Source organism: Kutzneria sp. NPDC051319 (assembly GCF_040682195.1).
GTDB lineage: Bacteria > Actinomycetota > Actinomycetes > Mycobacteriales > Pseudonocardiaceae > Kutzneria.
Genome location: NZ_JBFBAM010000108.1, coordinates 1 through 23,655, shown reverse-complemented (window position 1 = coordinate 23,655; position 23,655 = coordinate 1). Strand labels below are relative to the sequence as shown.

Below are 23,655 nucleotides of genomic sequence, written 5' to 3'. Positions count from 1 at the left end.
CCGTCGAGTACGAGGCGCTCCACGCGATGACCCGCCCGGTCGCCGCAACCCTGGAAACCAGTTAACTCAGTCTCCATCAAACCCGGGGCTTGACAAACCCGGGGCTTGACAACTACCTGCACATGGTGAAGGCGAGGCTGGGCGAGTCGGCGGCTGTAGGGTCTTACCGGCGATGACATAGGGATCTGGGTTTGACCTGGACCTTCGCGGTTGTCTCATTGTCTTGTCGTCAAGATCAGTCTCATGCTCGTGACATTTACTCCGCTGCGACCGCCTGATCACGCGGGCTAGTCTGCGCCTGATGTGGCGGGGTCGTCAGACCTCTTGAGTTGATGAAGGCACTTCTCTCTCGTGTGCGGCGAGAGAAAAGTCTCCTCCCCGGCGACCCGAACCGCCGAAGGCCCGGCGTACACAACCGGAAGGTCGAAGAGGCAGCGGCGCCAGCGGGGTATGCGACCTGCTGGTCGATCGTGAATACCTCTGCCGGGTCGGCGGCTGCTTATACTGGGTCTCGTGAAGCGCGGACGGCTTCCGCGCGGCGGGAGGCCAGCCGTCGCCCTGGAGGAGATCGAGGCTGGTATCGAGGCCGCGTGGCTGGCGTTCCTGGCAGCCTTTGAAGTCGTGGCCGGCAGCCCGGACGAGACATCACTGGCCGAGACAGTGCTGCAAGATCCATCGGAGTTCGAGTGGCGTGTCGTGGATGGCGCCTTGAACCGTCTCGCCTGCCAGGAGTGTCGCAGCACGCTCGGCGCCGGCCGGCTGGGATGTCATCGATGTGACCAAGCGAACGGATACCGGTTCGCCGCCAGGGAGATCGACCGTCCGCACGTTCCCCCCGGCAATGAGCACGCGCTCCGGGTCGCATCCGCCGTGGCGCGAACCAGGCACCGATACAGCCCTCGGGCACGATGCGGCTATGAACTGGGCCTCCCCAGCCTGCTTTCCGGGGACCTGCCGACGACCGCCGAGGCTCAGGCACTAAAGGCCGCGATCAACGAACTCAGTGACGCCGAACTGGACTCGGTCACCTCACCCGCCGACGTGGTAACTCGGAGCCCGCGGCAGAATTGATCTGAGGAAGGACGCCTTCAGGTAGTGATGTTTCGGCTGTGAGGAGGCGGTTGAGTACGCCTTCCCGCAATTAGGCGAAGGTATCGACGGAATCTTGCTGCTTCCAGTCATCGACGAGCTGCGAACTGACGCGCCGCACCTCCACGAGCCGTTCACCGCACTCCGCGACCGGGACGGCCGCAACCTTCGGGTCGGTCATCAAGATGATCTCGCTCACGGGGGCGGTCATCTCGTGGCCTGGGTCCCTCATCGACGCGACCAGCCCCCGTGCCTGCTCGCTCAGCGGATGCGCCGTCATCAAGCTATCGATCACCGACGTGATCGTGGCACGAGCCGACTGGCCCGCTTACTTCGCCCGCCGCAAGGCCGAGTTCGAATCCGAAGCCTCTCCGTCGGCTTGACAAGTCTCATAGGGACACCCCGGCAGTACCGCTCGCCCGCCGACTTGCGATTTTAGGATGGACGGGGTCGTCATCCGCACCGATCGGGTGGCCGTGCCCGGCCCGAACGGCGCTGGTCCTTGGTTGTCGGGCAAGCATCCAGCACCACGGCGGCAACGTCCAGGTCATCTCCACCCCCGACGGGTGGCCGCTGTGGTCTGTGATGTGCGGCCAGGCCGCGAGCACGACATGACCTGCGCCCGACGGCGCGACGCCTACGGCCGCTGGCGGATCGGCGGCGTCGAACTCGAGTTCTTCCTCGATTTCGACTTCGGCACCGAGAACCTCCGCGCCCTCGCCAGCAAACTCCGCGGCTACGGGAACCTCGCCACCACGACCGCGATCGCCACCCCCGTGCTGCTCCGCTTCGCCAGTCCAGGCCGGGAAGCCACCGCTCGCCGCGCGCTCGAAGACGCCCTCGCCCAACTCGACCGCCCCCACCTGCTGCCCATCGCTACCAGCACCACCGACTCCCGTGGGCACGGCCACGCCTGAGGCTCATGCCGTGGCAGCACTGGTTCGAAACTGGTACTTGCCACGCCGCGACCTCCGGGCTAAGAATGATAGCGGTTTCAGGAGTGGTCGAGGTCACATGCCGCCCCGTTGAAGCTCAGGCCTCCCGTGAGATGACATTTCGCCCCGAGAAGGACTTCGACCGTGCTTGAAAGCGCTATCATAGATCCCCGTCTTTCGGTGCCCGCCGACGTGACGGCAGCGACGGCCGCTCGCGTGGAGCGCGTCGACTGGGCGGTGCCGGGTCTGCGCATGAGCTTCGGTTATTCCGCGGATATCCCGCTGCACCTGCAGGGCGTCGAGACCGGCACCTGCTCGGTCACGGCGGCTTCCAGGCTGCCTCTGGTCGAGATCCTGGCCGCCGGCCGGGGCCACACTCTCGCGAACAGCCGGCTGGTCCAGACGTCGATCGGGGCCGAGCTGCGCTACGTCTCGCACGAAGTGGCCGAAAACTCCATCCGCTTCGTGCTGGCGTCGCCGGACGGGATCCGCGCGGAGCTGCTGATCACCGGCCAGCACGGCGCCTTCCGCACCAGCACCTCCGTCGTGAACGCCGGCGAGCGCGATGTCCTGCTGATCTCGGTGACGAGCTGGGTGTCTCCCTTCGGCGGCGCGGCCGGCTCACGATTCGACGACCCGGCCGGCGGGTGGGTCCTCGTGGAGGGCTCCAGCGACTGGCTCGGCGAGGGCCGCTGGACCGAAAGCACGCTGCGCCAAGGCGCACTCCTGCCGACGCTCCGCGAGGACTTGACGGGCCACACTCCCCGCCAGGCCGTGATCCGGACTGCCAACGGCACGTGGTCCACCGGAGGGCACCTTCCCGTGGCCGGCGTGCGATCAGAAGTCCATCACGTGGCGTGGCTGTGGGAAGTGGTCCACAACGGCCCCTGGCGGTGGGAGGTGGGGGAGCATCGGGGCGATTGCTACTTCGCCCTGTCCGGCCCGACCGACGGGGACCACCAGTGGTCACAGCGGCTTGCCCCGGGTGAGTCCTTCACTACGGTGCCGGCCGTCGTCGCGGTGGGCACGGACCTCACGGCGGCGGCCGCCGCCCTGACCGGCGCCCGCCGTCGTCACCGCCGCCCCCACGTCGACAACACGTGCCCGAGCATTGTCTTCAACGACTACATGAACACGCTCAACGGCGACCCCTCGACCGAGAAGCTGCTTCCTCTGGTCGAGGCGGCTTCCACCACGGGCGTGGAGACGTTCTGCATCGACGCGGGCTGGTACTCGAATTCCTCGGACTGGTGGGACAGCGTGGGGGAGTGGGCGCCGTCGACCACCCGCTTTCCCAACGGTTTGACGGAAGTCGTCGCGGCCATCCGCGCGCACGGCATGGCACCCGGACTCTGGCTTGAACCCGAGGTGGTCGGCGTCAACAGCCCCATCGCCGAGAGCCTGCCCGCCGAGGCGTTCCTGCAGCGCGGCGGTTTCCGCGTCGAAGAGCAGGGCCGCTATCACCTCGACCTACGGCACCCGGCCGCCCGCGCCCATCTCGACGGCGTCATCGATCGCCTGGTGGCCGAGTTCGGCATCGGCTTCTTCAAGTTCGACTACAACATCAACGCGGGTCCGGGCACCGACCGCGACGCCCCCAGCGTCGGCGCGGGACTGCTCGCGCACAATCGGGCGCAGCTGGCGTGGATCGACGGGATCCTGGACCGGCACCCGAGTCTGGTCCTGGAGAACTGCTCTTCGGGAGGCATGCGCGCCGACGCCGCCCTGCTGTCCCGAATGCAGCTCCAGTCCACTTCGGACCAGCAGGATCCCGTTCGCTACCCCCCGATCGCGGCGGCCGCCCCGCTGTCGATGCTCCCCGAGACGGCGGCCAGCTGGGCCTACCCCCAGCCGGAGATGAGCCCCGAAGAGAGCGCGTTCACGCTCGTGACGGGACTCGCCGGGCGCTTCTACCTCTCCGGATACCTCAACCGGATGGACACCGCCCAGCTGGCCCTGGTGCGAGAAGCCGTCGACGCGGCGCGCCGCCTGCGTCCCGGCCTCGTCGAGTCCGCGCCCTCGTGGCCCCTCGGCCTTCCCGACTGGGACGACCGGTGGATCGCCGCGGCCTTGCACACACCCGAGCACGTCGTCGTGTCGGTGTGGGACCGCGGGCAGGCGCCGGACCAGACACACCTGAACTTCCCTGCCCTGCGGGGAAAAGACGTTTCCGTCGCTACCGTCTTCCCTCGGTCCCTGCCCGCGTGGGAGACCCGGTGGAACGCCGGAACCGGCACCCTGACCGTCCGGTCGACGGTGCATCCCCCGACCGCTCGCACGCTCATCCTCACACCGTCGGTTCTGCCGGCGTGAGACCCGATCAGCACCAACCCGCCCCATCCGACCTCCGCCGAAGGAACAACGGTCATGAAGCACGCATGGAAAGGCGCCATCGCCGTCGCCGCCGTGAGCGCCGCGCTCCTCACCGGATGCAGCAACCCCGCCGCACCGGGCGCGGCCTCCGGACCAGTGGACTGGCCGTCCCAGTCGACGAAGCTCGACGGTGTCGCGCTCACCGTCTGGGCCGCCCAGAACTCCAACAAAATTCCGCAGTCGGTCATCGATGGCTTCCAACGGACCACCGGCGCCAAGGTCAACCTCGTCACCATTCCCGACCCGTACGAGCAGGGCGTGCAGACCAAGGTCGCCACCGGCGACAAGCCGGACCTCGCCTTCTGGCAGCCGACGGCCTCCGAGCTGACCTCGCTGAACGCGACGCAGAACCTCCAGTCGCTCGACGGAGCCCCGTGGGTCGCCAAGTACGCGGCGAACCTCGGCGACATCACCGGAAAGCTGAACGGGACCCGCTACGCCGCGCTCATCAGCACTCCCGCGGTCGAGGGCGTCTACTACAACAAGGACGTCTTCGCCAAGGCAGGCATCTCCGGCACGCCGAAGAACTGGGACGAGTTCCTGACCGACGCCCGCCAGATCAAGAGCAAGGGCGTCACGCCGTTCTACGACTTCGGCGGTGGCGGAAGCCCTTGGGCCACCCAGTGGTGGGTCCAGGTCCAGCTGGCCGACGCGGCCAAGGGCGGCCTGTGGGACCGGATCAACAGCGCCAAGGAGAAGTTCACCGATCCGACCGTCCAGAAGGCTGTCGACACCTACCACGGCCTCATCTCCGAAGGGCTGTTCAACAGCGACCTCAAGACCGCGACGTTCGAGGACCAGGGCAAGGCCCTGCTCTCCGGCGATGCCGCGATGGCCGTCCAGGTGAACTCGTTCTTCGGTGAGCTCCAGGCGATGTCGGACACCGGCACGCTCAACCAGAAGATCGGCTTCTTCCCGATCTCCCCGACCGGCAACGTCGGCACGTTCATCCCGGACCAGACCAACGCGCTCGTGGCGTTCAGGTCCGGTGACGCCAAGCGTGAGGCCGCGGCCCGCCAGTTCCTCGAGTACTGGATGGGCGACGGCTACGCCGACTTCGTCAAGGCCCAGTCGACGGTCTCCATCGAACAGGGCGTGGACACCCCTTCGACCGTCCCGGACGCGCTCAGGGCGTCCGCGGCCGCGGTGCAGAGTTCCGTCGGATCGATGCAGGCGCAGGCGATCGCCAATGCCGACCTGTTCCTGAACCTCGGCGACATGATTCAGGGCACCAAGACCCCGCAGCAGGTGACCCAGGCAACGCAGCAGCAGTTCGCCAGCCTGGCCAAGGCGCAGGGCGCGAAGGGCTTCTAGCTCATGACCGCGCAACTCTCCGCCCCACGTCCGCGCACCGCCGCGTCGGCCGAAGCCCGGCCCAGGCCTCGACGCCGCCAGGACCATCCCGCGTGGTTCCTGTACCCCGCCCTCGCGGTGCTCGTCGTGTTCTTCTTCCTCCCGACGCTGTTCAACTTCGTGTACGCGTTCACCGACTGGTCGAGCTTCAAGACCCGGATCGACTTCGCGGGCCTGGACAACATCACCTCGCTGCTGCAGAACGGCAGCCTCCTGGCGGACCTGCGGATCACGCTGGTCTACGCCGTCCTGGTCGCGCTGTTCCAGAACCTGTTCGGGCTTGTCCTCGCCCTCGTCCTTGAGGACGACACCCGGATCAACCGTGCCGCCCGGGTGGCGTTCTTCGTCCCGGTCATCATGTCCGCCCTCGCCGTCGGCTACATCTTCCAGGCCTTTCTCAAGCCCGACGGCGCCCTCAACGCGATCCTGGGCTTCGTCACCGGACAGCACGTCGGCATCGCCTGGCTGGGCAGCACCACCTGGACCGTCGTCGTCGTCGCCCTCGTGCACGCCTGGAAGTGGATGGGGCTGTCCATGCTCATCTACCTCGCCGGCCTCAAGACCATCTCGGCGGACGTGCTGGAAGCCGTCCGCATCGACGGGGCAGGCTGGTGGAAGACCTTCCGCGCCATCCGCTTCCCGCTGCTCGCCCCGGCCGTCACGTTCAACGTCGCCACCGCGCTGCTCGGCTCGATGAACGGATTCGACATCGTCCAGGCCACCACCGGCGGCGGCCCCGGCGGCAGCACCGAACTGCTCAACATCTTCGTCTTCCGCACCTTCGGCCAGGGCCTGTTCGCCCAGGCCACCACGATGAGCCTGATGTTGTTCCTGATGGTCGCGGTGCTGGCCTTTCCCGTCATCACCTTGCTGCGCAAGCGAGAGGACGTGCTCTCATGACCGTCGTGACCGCGTCACCGCCCGCCGCCGGGACGAGCCCGGCGCGGCGCGGCCGGGGGAGAAGCCGCCCAACGCGGCTCATCCAGCCCGTGGTGGCCATCGCGCTCGTGGTGCTGCTCCTGGGCGTCCCGTTCTGGCTCGTCATCGCGACCGCCGGCAAGGACCAGGCCGAGGCCCTCAACCCGAACCTCGCGCCGCCCACCCACTGGCAGCTGTTCGGGAACTTCGCGGCGGTGTTCGACCAGGGGCGCATGATCCCGGCCTTCCTCGGGAGCATCCTCATCATGGCCGTGTCCGTCGCCGGCGTGCTGATCCTCGGGTCCATGGCCGCCTGGGTCCTCGGCCGCCGCCGTGGCCGGGGAATCGCCTTCGTCTACGCGCTGGGCATCAGCGGCATCGTCATCCCGCCGGCCGTGGTGACCCTGGTGCTGCTGCTGCGCCAGCTCGGACTGGCCGGCACGGCGGTCGGGATGATCGGGGTGTACATGGGCATGTACATGTCCACCGTGATCTTCTTCACCACCGGCTTCGTCCGGACCATTCCGGTCGAGCTCGAGGAAGCCGCGCAGGTCGACGGGGCGGGGCCGGCCCGCGTCTTCTTCCGCATCATCCTGCCCCTGCTCGGCCCGACCATCGCGACGGCGACGATCCTGATCTGCCTCTACGTCTGGAACGACGTGTTCTACGCCCTGTTCGTCATCGGCGGGCGCATCGACACCCTCCCGCTGAACCTCTACCAGGTCGCCAGCAGCGGACTGTATCTGCAGAACTGGCACCTGATCTTCGCGTACATCATCCTCATGAGCCTGCCGCTGCTGATCACCTTCGTGGTCATGCAACGCAAGATCATCTCTGGGATCACCAGCGGAGCGGTCAAATGAGCCGGCCCGAAGCGGGATCCCATAATGGGCCCATGGTCTTCCCGCCGCCCGTCGACCGGCCCGCCACCATCGCCGACGTCGCGCGGGTCGCGGGCGTTTCCGTGCCGACCGTCTCCCGGGTGCTCACCGGCGCGGCCCGAGTCAGCCAGGAGCGTCGCCGGCGCGTGGAGACGGCGATCGCCGACCTGGGGTACCGGCCCAGCGCCGCGGCCCAGGTGCTGGCCTCGCGCCGCTCCAACACCATCGCGATCGTCGCCGCCAACACCTCCAGATACGGCTACGCCGAAGCCATCCGGGGGGTCGAGGAATCCGCCCGCGCGGCCGGCTTCGCGGTCATCATCGTGGTCGTCGAGAGCGAGCGCGGCGACGACGTCCAGGCCGCCGCCGATGCCGTGCTGCGGCAGTCGGTCGCCGGCGTCGTTGTGCTCAAGTTCGACCCACCCGGGGTCGCCGCGCTCAAGGCCCTGCAGTCGGCTGTCCCGGCCGTGGCGCTCTCGGGCATGCCCGAACCCGGCGTCCCACAGGCGGTGCTCGACGAGTCCGAGGCGGCGGCCGCCCTGACCGAACACCTGCTCGCCCTCGGTCACCGCACCGTCCACCACGTGCGGATCCCGCCCTCGGGCAAGGAAGACGGCCGGACCACCGGATGGCGGATCGCGCTCCAGCGCCACGGCAGCCCGATCCCGCCCGTCGAAGACGTCTCCTGGGAGATCACGACCGCCTACGAGATCGGCGTGCGCCTGGCCCGGGATCCCGCCGTCACCGCGATCTTCTGCGGCAACGACGAGACGGCGATGGGCGTCATCCGCGGGATCCACGACACCGGGCTGAGGGTGCCGGCGGACATCAGCGTCGTCGGCTTCGACGACCATCCGCTCGCCTCCATGTTCATCCCCGCGCTCACCACCGCGCGCCAGGACTTCGCCGAGCTCGGCCGGCACGGCACCGCGCAGCTGCTGGCACTGCTCAACGGCGAGTCGCCTCTCGCGTTGGAGACCGTGAAGCCGCCCATCGCCATCAGGGAGAGCACGGCTCCGCCGTCAGCGCACCGCCGGTGACCGCGCAGTCCTCCGTTCGACCTCCTCGCCTTTCGCTGAAAGCAGGTACCCCCCTTGACTGTCCGAACACGCCCGCGCGCCCAAATCCGAGCTACTCTCGGCTTAACCGTCGCCCTGGCCCTCGCCATCGCCGGCCTCGCGGGCGCCGCGACCGTGGCAGCGCCCTCGACCGATGCCCTCAACGTGGACCTTTCCCGGACGACAGGGACCTTCCGCGGCGGCGCCAGCGGAACGCTCTACGGACTCGGCGACGACGGCGTGCCGAGCCAGGCCGTACTCGACGGCGCACACGTCACCAACACGTCCCAGAAGCCGCCGGCCGGATTGCAGCACCCGAGCGGGGACGCCCTGAACGTGGAGAAGTCGTTCTTCGCCGGGAGCGGCAAGGACCTACACGTCTACGTTCAGGACGCGTATCCGGACTGGCCCTACAACGGTGGTCGGCGTCCCGGTGACGCCGACAACGACGGGGTGTGGGACTACCTGCCCGTCCTCAAGGCGGCCGTGGAGAAGGTCGCCACCCAGTCCGCACATCCGAGGGACTACATCTTCATCCCCTTCAACGAGCCCGACGGCGGCAACTGGTACCCGAACTGGTCCGCCCAGAAGGACCAGTTCCTGGCCGACTGGAGCGCGGCCTACGACACCATCCAGGCGGTGTACGCCGAACACGGGCTCGGCCACGCCAAGATCGGCGGCCCCGGCGACTCGGTGTGGCACGCCGACCGCAGCACCGACCTCCTCACCTACGCCAAGGCCCACAAGCAGCTTCCCGACGTCTTCATCTGGCACGAGCTCGGGACGAGCAACCTCGCGACCTTCCGCGGCCACGTCACTCAGTACCGGCAGCTGCTGGCCACCCTCGGCATCCCGGACATTCCCGTGAACATCACCGAGTACGGGATGCTCCGCGACATGGGCGTGCCCGGACAGCTCGTGCAGTGGCTGTCCATGTTCGAGGACGAGAAGGTCGATGCCCAGACCGCCTTCTGGAACTATGCCGGCAACCTGTCGGACAACTCGTCCCGCAACAACGGCGCCAACGGCGGCTGGTGGATGTTCAAGTGGTACGGCGACCTCACCGGTGCACGGACCGTCAAGGTCACCCCGCCCCAGCTGAACGTCCCGGACACCCTGCAGGCCATCGGCGCGGTCGACACCGCGCAGAAGAAGGCCACCGTCCTGCTCGGCGGCGGCTCCACCAACGTCGCCGTGAACATCAGCGGCATCGACCGCAAGGTGTTCGGCTCCACGGTCCACGTCCAGGTTCGGGCGGATCGGCTCAACGGCGCCGAAGGCGCCTCGCTCCAGCCGCCTGTCGTCGTCTCGGCGACTGCCGCCGTCGTGGCCGGGAAGGTCACGGTCACCATTCCCAACCAGGACCGGTACTCCGGCTACCAGGTCGAACTCACCCCCGCGACCACTGCCCTCCAGCCGGTCGCGACCGATCTGGTGAACACCACCGAAGCCGAGAACGCGACGCTCACGGACGCCACGGTCTACCCACAGGACCCGTCTCGTGAATGGTCGTTCATGGCATCGGGCAGCCGCGACGTCGGCTCGTTCAACAAGGCGGACTCCGCTGCGTCATGGCCCGTCACCGTCCCACGCACCGGCGCTTACCGGCTAAGCGTTCTCGCGGGCGCCAACCAGAACCCCGGCCAGCACGCCCTGTTCGTCGACGGCGCCTACAACCAGCTCATCAAGTACTCCGCCGACCTGGGTTGGACCTACCGTGGGACCACGGATGTGATGGTGAACCTCACCGCGGGCGCCCACACCTTGTCCGTCCGGGCGAGCAGGGACGGCAGCACCGTGCTGCCGGGCGCGGACATCACCCTCGACCGGTTCGACCTCTACGACGTGTCCAAGGGCGAGCAGGCCACCTACCCAGCCATCGACGCCCGCCTCGCCGGGGGCGCCACCCTCGCCTGTGACCGGGACGCCACGGCCGGCGACGTCTCGCTGTCCGGCTCCGGCAGCGCCACCTTCTTCGCCGTGACCGCCGAGACCGGGTACTACGACATCACCGCCCAGCTCCGCACCGCCGGCGCCACCGCCGTGTCCCTGTCGGTCAACGGCCGCGCCGTCAAGCTCCCGGGCATCACCCGCCCGGGACCGTGGAACGCCGCTGTCCGTGTCTTCCTGCCCCAGGGCGTGAACGAAATCAAGGTCACCGCTCCCGGCGGCGCCACCCTCGCCGGCATCACGACCTTGCGTGCTGCCGCGCAGAAGGCCGCGGATGCGGACCCGGCGAACGTCTTCCGCTCGGACGCCGAGGCGCTTCCCCTGTCCGGCGCCGCTCGCGTCCAGACCGACGCCGCGGGCTCGAACGGGTTCGCCGACGCGTCCGGCACGGTCCACGACGTCGGCTACATCGGCAACGGGGCGGGAAACACCGTCGGCATCCCGCGCCCCTCGGGCTTCGGCGCCGGTGACTACCAGCTGGTGCTCGGCGCGTCGAACGCGGACAAGGCCGGGGCCATCAACTACAACCCCCAGGTGATCAGCCGGTTCCTCGACATCACCGAGACCGGAGGGCCGGTCGTCCGGGCGGCGTTCCGCAACGACTACGCGTGGAACAGCTACTGGGACAAGACGATCCCGCTCCACCTCACCACCGCGAACGGAACGCTCGTCCTCGGCAACTCCACGGCCTACGGACCGAACCTCGACACCGCCACCCTCGCGAAGTTCGTCGCGGGCGTCCCCACCATCACGCGATCCGCCGGCAACGGCAGCTGAGGCGCCGCGAGTCGACGGCGGGTCTCGCTCCGGATCCGGAGCGAGACCTGCCGTTGTTCCGACGGCGACAACAGCGCGGGGAGCAGCAACTGGAGAACTTCGGCCGAGGCGAGGCCGGGGAGATTTGACGCCGAGCCGGGGGATGGGGCCGGCGTGATCGGGAAGCCTGGCCGCCATCACGGCCTCCTGTCCGATCGGGATCAGGTTGGGTCGCCGGCGGCGCCGCTCGGCACCGAGCGCCTCGGGTCTGGGTGGCGATGGTGGAAGGCATAAGGGAAATCGACTTCTGAGTGGGGCGATCGCAAGGTGCGGTCTCCCTGGGGCACGGCAGAGCTTCGGCGCGACTGCCGCAGCGAAATCGAGTAGCTCCGAGCCGGCCTCATGGTCCCTCGGGTGGGGACTTCCACCCCGCATGTCGCGCCGACCCGAAGCGCTTGGGCGGTATGTCAACGGATTCTGGCAGATTCGGAACCGATAAACGGTACGTCGTGCGCGAAGTTGTCCAGTCCAAAAAGGAGGGTTGGACCTGCGTCTTCGACTCGTTCGATGGAACGGAATCGACATGGGGGGTGCGTGAACCATTTCGGAACAAGGTGTCCGGTCTTGTGTGGACCACTCAAGCGCGTCTAACGTCGGGCAACCCCACCCGCACAAGGAGCACTATCGATGGCAGAGCACGTGTCCCGTCGAGCAGTGCTCGCATGTATCGCCGGAGGCATTGTGATGCTCCCCGCCGTGCCGGTCGCCGCCGGCGCCGCGGCGGCCTCCACCTTCGGCTTCACCAACGCCCGCCAGCACTACGTGGTCGACACCGCCGCGGGGCTCGTGTTCGGGGTCCGCAAGTCTGATGGGGCGATGTCCTGGGTGACCTACCGTGGCCGAGCGTTGTCGAACCGGGCCACTCCAGCCACATTCGGATCAGGATTCGCCGACGGGGCCTTGGTGACGGCGAGAAGTACCGGAGACCATGTCATCGTCCGCGCCTGCTCGACCGATGCGAACGACGTCGCGACGTACCGCTATCTGGTCGCGCGCAAGGCTGACCCCGCCATCTATCTGGCGGTCCACACTGACGGCGACCAACCGCTCGACGGGCCCTGTGTCTTGGTGGTCAGGCACGGCGCTGCGCCGGTCGCGGCCAACCCGAGTTTCATGCACGGCCTCGGGTTGCTCGGCCTGACCCCGAGTCCATCACCGTCTGGTGCGGCAGGCGGCCAGCCTGGAACCGCTCACACATCACCTGATGATCAACGGTGCGGACCGCCTGCAACATAAGCAAGTGACGGCGCAGCGGTGGACCAGTGGGCCGGCAACAACGGGAAGGGCCCTCGAAGTCGCCGGCGGTTCCCACGCGAAGGGAGCCGATCTGGTCCAGCGGACCCACAACGGCGGCAACAACAAGCTCTGGTACTTCGAACCGGCGGGTCGCGCATACGTCATCCGCGACTTCGAGACCGAGCCCCGACCTTGTGTCGATGTGGTGCGGCACAAGGTCGGGGCCCTCCTGGGGAGCACATCTGCCAGGTCTGTGCTACGTTGACAGCATGTTTATTCGGCTGAATCAAAATTGGTCCAGGCGAATCAGCCTGGCTGCCGTCGTCTTCGCTGGTCTGTTGAGCACGGGTTTGCCGTCCTCGGCGTCCACGGCGGGTGGTACCGCCACCGCGAGCGTGGCGCGAACCGAGACCGGGGTGGTCCGGGGCAGTGTGTCCGGTGCGGTGCGCGTCTTCGACGGCATCCCGTACGCTGCGCCTCCGGACGGCGCGCTGCGATGGCAGGCGCCTGAGCCGGCCGCGTCCTGGCCTGGGGTGCGGGACGCGACGCGGCCTGGCAATCGCTGCGCACAGAGCCCGAACCCGGTCGCAGGGACCGCTGGTTCCAGGAGCGAGGACTGCCTCTACCTGAACGTCACGACGCCGGTGAGCACGCGGCGCGCATTGCCCGTCCTCGTTTACGTGCACGGCGGTGGCTTGAGCAGTGGCGCGGGCAGCGACCTCGAACCACGCAGGCTCGCCGCCCGCGAGCAGGTCGTGGTGGTCACCGTGAACTATCGGCTGGGGGTGTTCGGGTTCTTCGGCGCGCCCGGTTTGGCCGGGTCCGGCACATTCGCGTTGCAGGACCAGCAGGCGGCCCTGGCATGGGTGCGGCGCAACATCGCCGGGTTCGGCGGCAACCCGCACAACACCACGCTGTTCGGCGAATCCGGCGGCGGTGACAGTGTGTGCGCGCACCTGGCGTCCCCGACCGCATGGCCGCTGATCGACCGGGCGGTGGTGCAAAGCGGCACCTGCAGCGACGCCAACCCGGTCGACGCCTTGTTCCCCGGAGCGGGCGCCACAGTCGCCAGTTGGCAGCCGCTGTCCACGGTGGAACACAACGGGAGCGCAGTTGCGGCGGAACTCGGCTGCCCGGCGGTCGACCTCGGTTGCCTACGCGCGGTGCCGGTCTCCCGGTTGCTGACCGACAAGGCGGTCGCTGCCGTCTACTGGAGCCCGGCCTACGGCACGCCGTTGTTGCCACTGCGCCCCGCGGCCGCGATCGCGACCGGCCGGTTCGCCCACGTGCCACTGATGATCGGCACGACCAGAGACGAGGGGACGCTGCTGACCGCTCTCAGCGGCCAGGCCAAGGACGCGGTCGCGTACCGCGATCTGCTCTCGCGCGCGTTCGGTGATCGCGCCGATACCGTGGCGGCTGCCTACCCGGCGGGCACCCAGCCCGCGCGGGCGTGGGCCGCCATCGTCGGCGACCGAGGATACGTGTGCCCGAACCAGGGCTCCGCGCACGTGCTCGCCCGCCAGACCCGCACCTACGCCTACGAGTTCGCCGACCCGGCCCCACCGCTGATCTTCCACCTCGACCCGCCGTTCCCGCTGGGCGCCTACCACGCCTCAGATGTGCCGTATCTGTGGGACACCCAGCTCCAGCTGACCCCGGCGCAGCAGCGGTTGTCGGACCGGATACTCGACTACCTCGGCCGGTTCGCCGCCTCCGGCAACCCGAACGGCGCGGGCACCCCGCTCTGGCCGGCCGTTCACCCAGGCGACCCGGCGCCGGTAGTGCAGCGCCTCGCCCCCGACGCCGTCGGACCTACGACCACCGCTGCCGCACACCACTGCCCGCTATGGACAAACGGAGCCACGTCATGAACGCCGAACGCACGATCACCAACGATGCCCGGCGCGCACAGATCGTCAAGGCCGCCATCGAAGTACTGGCCGAGGCCGGCTACCAGGGCGCGACATTCACCCGCATCACCAAGCACGCCGGACTACGCAGCCCGCGAATGATCTCCTACCACTTCGCCGACAAGGCCGACCTGATCCAGCAGGTCGCCGTCGACGTGATCAGCGCGGGCGCCCGAGCGATCCTCGCCCGCATCGAGCACGAAACCGATGCGGTACAACGCCTTCGCGGCTACCTCGAGGCGAACCTGCGCTTCCTGTGGGAGCACCCGCGGGAGATCGCCGCGCTGCGCGCCGTCGGCCCGCACCTGCGCACACCCGACGGCACGCACTACACGTCGCAGTCCGCGCGCGAGTTCAGCGTCCTCAACCTCGAAGCGATGCTCGCCGACGGCCAGCGCACCGGCGAATTCCGCCCCTTCGACCTGCGCGCGCTCGCGGTCATGATCCGCGGCGCCGTCGACGCCGCCGCCGACCAGTTCCACGGCGACCCACCACTGGACCTCGACGCCTACACCCGGGCGGTGCTCGACACCTTCACCCGCGCCGTGACCCTAGAGGAGTCAACGTGACCACCACCGCACCCACAAAAGCCATCAACCCGAAGCTGGTCCTGCACGTCATCGCGCCGCTGGTCGCCTTCTACGGCCTGCGTGCCCTCGGTGTCCCAGCGTTCGCCGCGCTGCTCGTCGGTGCCGGCGTGTCTGCTGCCGCCGCCCTGTACAGCGTCGCCACCCGGCGCCGCGTCGGCGGCGTGCAGGTCTTCGTGCTGGCCATCATGGCACTCACGGTGCTGTTCGCCCTCGTCTCCGGCGACGCCCGCCTGATGCTCGTACGCAACGGATGGGGCACCGCCGCCCTCGGCGTGTGGGCGCTGCTCACCTTGATCGGCAACCGGCCGTTCCTGCTCAGCACCGGCACCATCGCCTTCCCCGAGGACAAGGCCGCCATCTGGGAGCAGAACTGGAAGCAACACCCAGTGTTCCGCACCCTCCTGCGCAGATGCACCGCGATCTGGGGAACACTGTTCCTCCTCGACGCCGCCCTCCGCGTCGGCTTGGCGCTCACCCTGCCGATCGACCTCGTCCCTGCCCTGGACGACGTCCTGCTTGCCGTCACCATAACCGTGATCCTGCTCATCCAACGCTTCTACGGCCGATTCTTCCTACGCCGACACAACCTGCGCCTACACGGAGCGGAGATCGTCCCTACCACCCACTCCGCTGGATAACACGGAAAGGGCAACCACAACCCGGCCAACACCGCGTACTCACCCTCCGGCATAACTTGGGCCTGCCCTCTTCCGGGCCAGCTACTTTGCGGTGCGTGCCCTGTGGAAGAAGCCCGCGGTGGCGGCGCTCATGGCTCTCCTGGCGACGGTCGCGATTGTCGGCGTGCAGTTGTTCGTCTGGGTCGGGCAGGGCGCCCGCGATCTCCGGGAGACGGGCCTCGCGCCCACCAGGTTGAGCCTCGTCGGCGTACCGGTCGATTATGCCACCGTTCGCTGGATCGACCCTGGTCGCAAGCCTTCGTCGATAGTGGATGCGCCGATGTCCGGCCAGACTTCTCCGCCCCGCTTGCTGATCATCTTGAATCAGACCGCAACCACCTATGCGCTCTACGACTGCCGCACGGGCGAGCCACATATTGTCAATGCGGCCGATGTGGTGGTGGATCGAATCCAGCCTCCGAGGGGAACCAACAAGCCGTTGTGGATCGCGATCGGTACGGGCTGTGCGGATCGTCGCTGGGCCGGGCGGATGTGGCGCGATGGTTCGGTGCGCCGGTCCTGTGAGGACAACCCGAGGACATGGATGCGCCGCTGCCCCTGCGGCGATGGAGATCGCCGCAGGGACAGCAGGAAGGCGTCGCCACCTCGACATCACTGCGTTCGCCGGATGTCTCCCGCTGTGTCATTGCCCGGACACTTCCCTTGCTGTGCAAGGGAAGCGAACAGCCCGTCCTTTCCAGGACAGGTGCGGGACAAACCCGGCCGATGATCGCCGGAAGGCGCTATATGCCCCGGTCAGGGCCTAAGGTGCGGGCGTTGCGCATCTGCTCGTTCATGATCAGGAAAGCCCCGAGGCCGTGCGGGTCGTTGGTGGCCCGTGGCCGTGCGAGGTAGAAGGCGGTGTCGCCGACGTTGGTGCCGATGCAGATGTCGGCGATGTTGGTCAGACCGTCGCTGCCCACGGAGACCTTGGCCAGCACGCCCTTGTAGCCCCGGTCGGCAACGGCCTGGTAGCTGTGGTCGAGGTAGCCCTTCTGCACGCCCTTGGACAGCATGTAGGTGAACATGGCCGAGCAGGAGGTCTCGGTCCAGTTGCCGGCCAGCGTGGGCTTCTCCGGCACCTGGAACCAGCGGCCGGTCGCCGGGTCCTGGTACTTGCGGACCGCCTTGGCCAGGTTCTGCACGTTCTTGACGATCTTGGCCCGGTTCGGGTCGGACCGCGGCGTGTAGTCCAGGACGTCGACGCTGGCCATGGCGTACCAGCCGATGGAGCGGCACCAGAACTCGGGCGAGTGCTTGGTGGTCGGGTCGGCCCAGGTCTGCGTGCCGGACTCGTCGTAGGCGTGGAAGAAGAAGCCGGACGGGTCGGCGAGGTGGCTGCCGTAGGTCACGAGCTGCTTGGCCGCCTCGGCGTTGGCGTACTTGGCGTCGTTGAAGGTGGCGCCGTAGCGCTCCAGGAACGGCAGCACCATGTAGGTGCCGTCCAGCCAGAGCTGGTGCTCACGGCTGGTGGCGTGCCAGAAGCCGCCGTCCTCGGTGCGCGGGTAGGTGTTCAGACGGGTCCGGATCTGCGCGGCCGCCTTCTGGTACCGCGGGTCCTTGGTCTCCTGGTACAGCAGCACCAGCAGGTTGCCGGACTGCATGGAGTCCAGGCTGCTGAAGCTGTTGCTGACCTTGCCGTCGGCGTCGACGAAGCGGTCCACCCAGGCCTTGATGTAGTCCAGGTAGGCCTTGTCGTGCGTGCGCTTGTAGACCAGGTACTGGCCGTAGAGGTACAGGCCGGTCTGGTAGCCCCAGCTGCCGAGCGTGGCCGGCGTGAAGCGCTTCATGGTCGAGTCGACGACGGCCTTGGACCAGTCGGTCGCTGACGGCTGGGCGGGGGCGGCGGTGGCCGTGACCGGCAGGATCGGGGCGAGGCTGGCGACCAGGACCAGCCCGATCCGACGAATCCAGCGGCCCCGCGTGCGCGGGCTGGGCATCGTGCTCCTCTCGATGGAGCCCGCGGCGGGAGGCTCGTTGCTGTCCCTGAACGACTACTCCGGTCACGCCCGCGACGTCAAGGCTGGACATCCGATCTATAGCCGGAGGTTTCGCCTAGAATACGGTTACATCTGTTTAGTCATCGGATGTGTTGCCGGCTGCGGTGTTCGGCTGCACCGAACGCGCCATCCGGGAGGCCGATCGGTTGAACCGCGCCGCTCCCACCTGCGTAAACCCACTAGTGTGCGCAATGCGATCGACCACGGAGCGAACGCGAGTGCAGCCCGGCAACGGCGGTGAGCCCCGATCCAAGGGGTTCTGGGACGCGGAGATCGGCGGCCTGCCGCTGCGGACCGCCGTCCCGGTGGCGCTCGCGCTGGTGACCAGCGTCGGCATCGCCTTCGCCACGCTGATGCCCGCGTCGAGCCCCGACGCCGCCGCGCCACCCGTCGTCGTGCCCACCGGCCCGTCGCAGATCACGTTGCCGCCGGCCGGATCGCCGCCGCCCGCCGCCTCGACCTCGCCCACCGGCGGCCCCACCTCCACCGGCGGCGCCACCACGACCACCACGCCCAAGCCCCCGGCCGGCCCGACCCTGCCCGCCCAGGTCGTGGCCATGCTCGACGACATCACGTCGGTGTTCGAGCAGAGCAAGACCACGCCCCAGTACGCCAGCATCGTCAACGACCACGACGGCTGCGGCTTCAAGGCCGGCTGGGCCAGCTTCTGCACCTCGCGGGGCGACCTGTTCACCGTGGTCGTCCAGTACACCGACGCCGTGCCCGACAACCCGTTGCGGCGCTACCTGCCCACGCTGCAGAAGCTGGGGGAGACCCACAGCGAGGACACCGTCTCCCTCGGCGACTCCTTCGTCAACGACTGGCGCACCGCGGCCGCCGACCGCCGCTTCGACGAGGCCCAGCTCCGGGTGGCCCACCAGCTCTTCCTCACGCCCGCGCTGGCCATCGCCAACCAGCTCAACATCCGCAGCAACCTCGGCATCGAGGACCTCTTCGACACCGCGCTGATGATGGGGGCCAGCAGCAGCGACTGCGACGGGCTGCCCAAGCTCATCACCGAGTCCATCATCGAGGCCTCCGGCACACCGGCCTCGGGCATCACCGAACAGGTGTTCCTGGCCTATTTCAACCAGGTCCGCCTCAAGCACATGCGCAACCCCTGCACCACCGGCCGGCAGAAGGTGTGGAGCGACGCGGTGGACCGGGTGCAGGCGCTGCAGCAGTTGGCGGACAAGAACTGCTGGAACCTGACCGCGCCGCTGGAGATCGGGGCCGACTTCAAGGTGACGATCAGGACGCCCACCGACTAGGAACGCCGCGGTTTTGGCAGTGGGTCAGCCCGTCTGGCGCTGGCGGTGGTCGGCGACGTAGACCCGGGTCGCGCAGCGGGTGGAGCAGAAGCGGCGGCGGCCGTTGCGTGAGGTGTCGACAAAAACCGTGTCGCAGCCGAGGCGGTCGCAGCTGCCGGCGCGGGCCGGGTCCTCGCACACGAGATGGGCGAGACCGCCGGCGGTGTAGGCGCGCACACGGTCCACAATGGACCCGCCGGAGACGTGGTAGTGCAGGTGGGGTGGCCGGCCGTCGTGGCGGGAGATGTAGGGGGCGCTGGCGGAGTCGGCCAGCAGGCGGTTGAGCAGCTCGACCCGGGTGTCCACGTCGGACGTGGCGAACACCTCGCGCAGCCGTAGCCGCCAAGCGGCGATCGCCGAGGCGTCGGACGGGCTCACGGCGGTGACGGCCATGCCGTGGTCGCGGAGCGTGGCCAGCACGACCCCGGGCGGCAGATCGGCCAGGTTCACGAGTGCAGCGGCAGCTTGGGCGCCGGGTCCGCCGTAAGGGTTGAAGTGCACTGAAGCATTACAGCACGCTGGGGCCATGACCGACGAGACCTGTCCGCGCTGCTCATGGCCGGTGGCGGAGCTGCCGCCGCAGGCCCGACACCCGGGCCGGCAGGGCGTGGAGTACCTGCGCTGTCTCTGCGGCAGCTGGCTGGCCCGGGTGGACGGAGTGGTCGTCGGGGCGACCAGAGCGAGCTGATCACTGCGCGAAACTGCTCGATTTACCTACTTTAGGAGCATGGACGAGCAGTAGTGCGCACCCGTAGTGTCCGTTCCCGACGACGACGTCGGCGGGAAGGCGCAGCCATGGAGATGGGCCGGCGATGGTTCCTGGCCATGAGCGGACTGGCCCCGCTCGCCGCGGTGGCCCCCGGTCCGCCGGCCCGCGAACAGGGGCGGTGCGGCCATCGCTTCGCGTTCGCCCCGGACGGCAGCGGGTTCCTGCTCGACTGCCAGCGGTTCCAGATCCGCAGCGGCGAGATGCACCCGGCGCGCATCCCGGTCGAGCACTGGCGCCACCGCATCCTCATGGCCAAGGCGATGGGCCTCAACACGATCTCGATCTACGTGATGTGGAACTACGTGGAGCCCCGCCCGGGCGTCTTCGACTTCCGCAGCGAGCAGCGCGACATCGAGGCGTTCATCCGGCTCTGCCAGGCGGCCGGCATGTGGGTGCTGCTGCGTCCGGGGCCGTACGTCTGCGGCGAGTGGGATCTCGGCGGCATTCCGCCCTATCTGTTGGCCAACAAGGACATCAAGCTGCGCGTGCACGAGGACGAGCGTTACCTGGCGGCGGTCCGCCGCTACATCGCGCAGCTCGCGCCCCGGATCCGCCCGCTGATGATCGGCAACGGCGGCCCGGTCCTGATGGTGCAGATCGAGAACGAGTACGGCTCCTACGGCAGCGACCCCGCCTACCTGGAGCAGCTCCGCCAGCTGTGGCTGGAGCAGGGCATCGACGGGCCCTTCTACACCGAGGACGGCCTGGGACAGCTGGAACACAACCACAGCAACGTCACCGGCGGGGCGATCGCGCTCAGCGGCGGGGACGCGGCCTCGATCGCCGCCGCCCGCCAAGCCTGTCCGGCCGTGCCGGCGATGGCCGGCGAGGTGTACCCGGGCTGGCTGACGCACTGGGGCGACAAGACCTTCGCCGGCCCCACCGACATCTCCCCGGACCTCAAGTCCTTTATGGATGGCGGCCTGTCGTTCAACCTGTACATGGTGCACGGCGGCACCAGCTTCGGCTTCTACGCCGGTGCCAACGCCAACGACCTCTCCGGCGCCTATCAGCCCGACGTCACCAGCTACGACTACGCCGCCCCGATCACCGAACAGGGCGTGGCCACCCCGGAGTTCCACAAGTACCGCAGCCTGATCGGCAGTTACGGCTTGCCGCTGCCGACGATTCCCGATCCGAAGCCGACGATCGCGCCCGCTCCGGTGACGCCGACCGTCTACGCCTCGCTGTGGGACAACCTGCCCGATGCCGTGGCCAGCACCGACCCGCAGCCGTTCGAGATGCTCGGCCAGAGCTACGGTTTCGCCTTGTACCGCACGGCCATCCCCGACACCGGCGCCCTCGACATCCGCTGGGTGCACGACTACGCCACCGTCTTCGTCGACGGGCGCTACCAGGGCGGCCTGTCCCGCACGCTCATCCCCGACGCCGAGTCGAAGAAGCTCAACGTCACCAACAACAACGCGCCGCTGACCCTGACCACCTCCGGCGCCACGCTGGACGTCCTGGTCGAGGGCATGGGGCGCACCAACTACGGTCAGGCCATCGTCGACCGCAAGGGCATCCTGGAATCGGTGTCGCTCAACGGGAGGCGGCTCACCGGCTGGCAGATCTTCCCGCTGCCGCTGGACAACACCGCCGCCCTCAAGCCGATCGTCAAGGACGCCCAGCGACCCGGCCTGTTCTTCAAGGCCGCCCTCCAGCTCGACCGGACCGGCGACACCTACCTGGATCTTTCCCGCTGGACCAAGGGCGTGGTCTGGGTGAACGGCCACAATCTGGGCCGGTACTGGGAGATCGGCCCGCAGCACCGCCTGTTCTGCCCCGCGCCGTGGCTTCGGCCGGGGCGCAACGAGATCCTCGTGTTCGACCTGCACCAGACCACCCCGCAACCGATCAGCTTCGCGCGAACCTTGAGCTGAAGGGCATCCGCCGTGCGATCCATTCTCCTGCTCGCGGCGGTCACGGCCGCCTCCCTGCTGCCCCCCGTGACCGCCGCTGCCGCCCCGACCCTGGCCGACACGCCGCCGATGGGCTGGAACGACTGGGCGCACTACCAGTGCGACTTCACCGAGCAGACCATCCTGTCCAACGCCGACGCCCTGGTCTCCACCGGCCTCGCGGCCAAGGGCTACAACACCGTCACCATCGACGACTGCTGGATGTCGAAGTCCCGTGACGGCAAGGGAAGCCTCGTCGCCGATCCGGCGAGATTCCCGGACGGCATGGCCTATGTGGGCAAGTACCTGCACAACAAGGGCCTCCGCTTCGGCATCTACGAGGACGCCGGCACGCTCACCTGCGGCGGCTATCCGGGCAGCTGGAACCACTTCCAGCAGGACGCCGACCTGTTCGCGAGCTGGGGCGTGGACTACCTCAAGCTGGACGGCTGCAACCTGCCCAGTGTCGCCGGCCAGACCGAGGAGCAGACCTACCGCGGCGCCTACGCCGACCAGGCGGCGGCGCTGGCCAGGACCGGTCGCAAGATCGTGTTCTCCGAGTCGGCCCCGGCCTACTTCCAGGGAACCCCGGACTGGTACACGGTTCTGGGCTGGGTCAAGCAGTACGGGCAGCTCTGGCGTGAGGGCTACGACGTCGCCACGTACGACGCGAACAAGCCCAACGCCAGCCGTTGGGGCAGCGTGCTGGGCAACTACGGCTACAACAACCCGCTCGGCCGCTACGCCGCCCCGGGCAACTGGAACGACCCGGACTTCCTCATCGCCGGCGACGGCGGCATGACCGCCGACGAGTCCCGCAGCCAGGTTGCGCTGTGGGCGATGATGGCCGCGCCGATGATCCTCAGCTCGGACGTGACCAAGCTGTCGGCGGACTCGGTGAAGACCTTGGGCAACAAGGACATCATCGCCGTGGACCAGGACCGGCTGGGCAAGCAGGGCACGGTGTACGCCCAGAACGGCACCACCGACGTCCTGTACCGGCCGCTGGCCAACGGCGACCGCGCGGTGGCGATCCTCAACCGCAGCGCCGCCGCGGTCACCACCAGCACCACCGCCGGCCTGCCCAGTTGTTCCTTCACGGCCAAGGACCTGTGGACCGGCAAGACCTCGAACGCCCTCGGTGCAACGATTCCGGCCCACGGCACCGCCATTTTCCGTGTGACGCCGGGCAGTGACTGCGGCCAGCCGGCGCCGATCGGCCAGATCTCCGGCACCAGCGGCAAGTGCGTGGACGACAGCAACAGCGGCACCGCCGACGGCAACCCGGTGATCCTGTGGCCCTGCACCGGAAACGCCAACCAGCGCTGGCAGGTCGCCGGCGGAACCGTGCAGTCGCTCGGCAAGTGCCTGACCAGCAGCGGGAACAAGGCGGTGCTGTCCACCTGCGACGGCAGCGCGGGCCAGCAGTGGTCGTACAAGCTGAACGGCAACCTGGTCAACCAGAACCAGTGCCTGGACGTCACGGGCGGCGGCAGCGACAACGGGACGGCGCTGGGCCTGTACGCCTGCGGCAACAACCAGCTCAACCAGATCTGGGCCCTGCCGGCCTGAGGCCGGCGCGAGCGGCCTGCCGGCGGTCCCCCGATCGGCCGCCGGCAGCGCCTCGGATCGGGCCGGCGGCCGGTGGTCGCCGGCCCGGTCTAGTTGAGTCCCAACGCGTCCAGCGTCCGGTCCAGTGCCGCCTCCTGGAGCGCGGCGCTGTACGTCTCGGGATCGGCCGAGGCCAGGGCCGCGGCGCCCTCGGCCATGCTCATCAACACCAGAGCGGCGGCGGACACCTCCTCCGCCGTCCACAAGGGGGAAGTGGCGGCAACGGGTCTCAGGAGTCGTTGCCGCCCCGCCCTGGGGTTCACCCCGGGCAGCTC

General features: G+C 68.6%; 21 protein-coding genes and 2 pseudogenes. 19 read left to right on the top strand and 4 right to left on the bottom strand.

The features are described from left to right. Positions 1-513 precede the first annotated feature (513 nt). Positions 514-1,071: a hypothetical protein gene (locus AB0M73_RS46750; protein WP_363906158.1), complete on the top strand. Its 558-nt coding sequence runs from the start codon at positions 514-516 to the stop codon at positions 1,069-1,071. 70 nt (positions 1,072-1,141) lie between these two features. Here AB0M73_RS46750 and AB0M73_RS46745 read toward each other — a convergent pair whose 3' ends face one another. Continuing rightward, positions 1,142-1,384, bottom strand: coding sequence for a hypothetical protein (locus AB0M73_RS46745; protein ID WP_363906156.1), 243 nt, complete (start codon positions 1,382-1,384; stop codon positions 1,142-1,144). A gap of 145 nt (positions 1,385-1,529) precedes the next feature. Here AB0M73_RS46745 and AB0M73_RS46740 point away from each other — a divergent pair. The 14 genes and pseudogenes from AB0M73_RS46740 to AB0M73_RS46675 form a co-directional block, all read left to right on the top strand. After that, positions 1,530-1,706 (top strand): annotated as a pseudogene (locus tag AB0M73_RS46740) (transposase family protein); the annotation flags it as partial. Continuing rightward, positions 1,701-2,006, top strand: a complete 306-nt coding sequence (locus tag AB0M73_RS46735) for a replication-relaxation family protein (RefSeq protein WP_363906160.1) — start codon at positions 1,701-1,703, stop codon at positions 2,004-2,006. The pseudogene AB0M73_RS46740 and the gene AB0M73_RS46735, both read left to right, overlap by 6 nt. Before the next feature lie 210 nt (positions 2,007-2,216). Then, a complete protein-coding gene (locus tag AB0M73_RS46730; RefSeq protein ID WP_363906154.1) occupies positions 2,217-4,337 on the top strand; it encodes a glycoside hydrolase family 36 protein in 2,121 nt (706 codons plus the stop codon). 54 nt (positions 4,338-4,391) lie between these two features. Beyond that, complete coding sequence (locus tag AB0M73_RS46725) at positions 4,392-5,711, top strand: ABC transporter substrate-binding protein (RefSeq protein WP_363906152.1); 1,320 nt, start codon at positions 4,392-4,394, stop codon at positions 5,709-5,711. A gap of 3 nt (positions 5,712-5,714) precedes the next feature. After that, the gene (locus AB0M73_RS46720; RefSeq protein ID WP_363906150.1) at positions 5,715-6,650 is read left to right on the top strand and encodes a sugar ABC transporter permease; all 936 of its coding nucleotides are present in this window, start codon (positions 5,715-5,717) and stop codon (positions 6,648-6,650) included. After that, a complete protein-coding gene (locus AB0M73_RS46715) occupies positions 6,647-7,531 on the top strand; it encodes a carbohydrate ABC transporter permease (RefSeq protein WP_363906148.1) in 885 nt (294 codons plus the stop codon). The genes AB0M73_RS46720 and AB0M73_RS46715 overlap by 4 nt, the downstream gene beginning before the upstream one ends. Positions 7,532-7,563: 32 nt before the next feature. After that, positions 7,564-8,589, top strand: coding sequence for a LacI family DNA-binding transcriptional regulator (locus AB0M73_RS46710; protein ID WP_363906146.1), 1,026 nt, complete (start codon positions 7,564-7,566; stop codon positions 8,587-8,589). Positions 8,590-8,742: 153 nt separating this feature from the next. After that, positions 8,743-11,334: a CBM35 domain-containing protein gene (locus AB0M73_RS46705; RefSeq protein ID WP_363906144.1), complete on the top strand. Its 2,592-nt coding sequence runs from the start codon at positions 8,743-8,745 to the stop codon at positions 11,332-11,334. A 666-nt stretch (positions 11,335-12,000) separates the two neighbouring features. Beyond that, on the top strand, positions 12,001-12,609 hold the full coding sequence (locus AB0M73_RS46700) for a rhamnogalacturonan lyase B N-terminal domain-containing protein (RefSeq protein WP_363906142.1): 609 nt from the start codon (positions 12,001-12,003) through the stop codon (positions 12,607-12,609). Further along, positions 12,578-12,874: an RICIN domain-containing protein gene (locus AB0M73_RS46695; protein ID WP_363906140.1), complete on the top strand. Its 297-nt coding sequence runs from the start codon at positions 12,578-12,580 to the stop codon at positions 12,872-12,874. Before AB0M73_RS46700 ends, AB0M73_RS46695 begins: the two co-directional genes overlap by 32 nt. Next, positions 12,810-14,483, top strand: coding sequence for a carboxylesterase family protein (locus AB0M73_RS46690; protein WP_363906138.1), 1,674 nt, complete (start codon positions 12,810-12,812; stop codon positions 14,481-14,483). The genes AB0M73_RS46695 and AB0M73_RS46690 overlap by 65 nt, the downstream gene beginning before the upstream one ends. Further along, positions 14,480-15,091 carry a TetR/AcrR family transcriptional regulator gene (locus AB0M73_RS46685; protein ID WP_363906136.1) on the top strand — a complete coding sequence of 204 codons (612 nt, stop codon included), beginning with the start codon at positions 14,480-14,482 and terminating at the stop codon, positions 15,089-15,091. Before AB0M73_RS46690 ends, AB0M73_RS46685 begins: the two co-directional genes overlap by 4 nt. Then, positions 15,088-15,750, top strand: a complete 663-nt coding sequence (locus AB0M73_RS46680) for a VC0807 family protein (RefSeq protein ID WP_363906134.1) — start codon at positions 15,088-15,090, stop codon at positions 15,748-15,750. The genes AB0M73_RS46685 and AB0M73_RS46680 overlap by 4 nt, the downstream gene beginning before the upstream one ends. A gap of 118 nt (positions 15,751-15,868) precedes the next feature. Next, positions 15,869-16,519 carry a hypothetical protein gene (locus AB0M73_RS46675; protein ID WP_363906132.1) on the top strand — a complete coding sequence of 217 codons (651 nt, stop codon included), beginning with the start codon at positions 15,869-15,871 and terminating at the stop codon, positions 16,517-16,519. Between the two features lie 13 nt (positions 16,520-16,532). On the opposite strand, the gene AB0M73_RS46670 is transcribed toward AB0M73_RS46675, so the two are convergent. Then, the gene (locus AB0M73_RS46670) at positions 16,533-17,729 is read right to left on the bottom strand and encodes a glycoside hydrolase family 88 protein (RefSeq protein WP_363906130.1); all 1,197 of its coding nucleotides are present in this window, start codon (positions 17,727-17,729) and stop codon (positions 16,533-16,535) included. Positions 17,730-17,980: 251 nt separating this feature from the next. Here AB0M73_RS46670 and AB0M73_RS46665 point away from each other — a divergent pair, with 251 nt between their 5' ends. Then, positions 17,981-19,060 carry a chitosanase gene (locus AB0M73_RS46665; RefSeq protein ID WP_363906128.1) on the top strand — a complete coding sequence of 360 codons (1,080 nt, stop codon included), beginning with the start codon at positions 17,981-17,983 and terminating at the stop codon, positions 19,058-19,060. A gap of 24 nt (positions 19,061-19,084) precedes the next feature. On the opposite strand, the gene AB0M73_RS46660 is transcribed toward AB0M73_RS46665, so the two are convergent. Further along, entirely contained in the window at positions 19,085-19,600 is a 516-nt protein-coding gene (locus tag AB0M73_RS46660; RefSeq protein ID WP_363906126.1) for a CGNR zinc finger domain-containing protein, read from the bottom strand. A gap of 25 nt (positions 19,601-19,625) precedes the next feature. Here AB0M73_RS46660 and AB0M73_RS46655 point away from each other — a divergent pair, with 25 nt between their 5' ends. From AB0M73_RS46655 to AB0M73_RS46645, 3 genes are all read left to right on the top strand, one after another. Next, complete coding sequence (locus AB0M73_RS46655) at positions 19,626-19,787, top strand: hypothetical protein (protein WP_363906124.1); 162 nt, start codon at positions 19,626-19,628, stop codon at positions 19,785-19,787. Between the two features lie 137 nt (positions 19,788-19,924). Next, complete coding sequence (locus tag AB0M73_RS46650; protein WP_363906122.1) at positions 19,925-21,751, top strand: beta-galactosidase; 1,827 nt, start codon at positions 19,925-19,927, stop codon at positions 21,749-21,751. A 12-nt stretch (positions 21,752-21,763) separates the two neighbouring features. Then, the gene (locus AB0M73_RS46645) at positions 21,764-23,341 is read left to right on the top strand and encodes a ricin-type beta-trefoil lectin domain protein (protein WP_363906120.1); all 1,578 of its coding nucleotides are present in this window, start codon (positions 21,764-21,766) and stop codon (positions 23,339-23,341) included. An 89-nt stretch (positions 23,342-23,430) separates the two neighbouring features. Here AB0M73_RS46645 and AB0M73_RS46640 read toward each other — a convergent pair. After that, positions 23,431-23,655, bottom strand: a pseudogene (locus tag AB0M73_RS46640) (TetR/AcrR family transcriptional regulator); the annotation flags it as partial.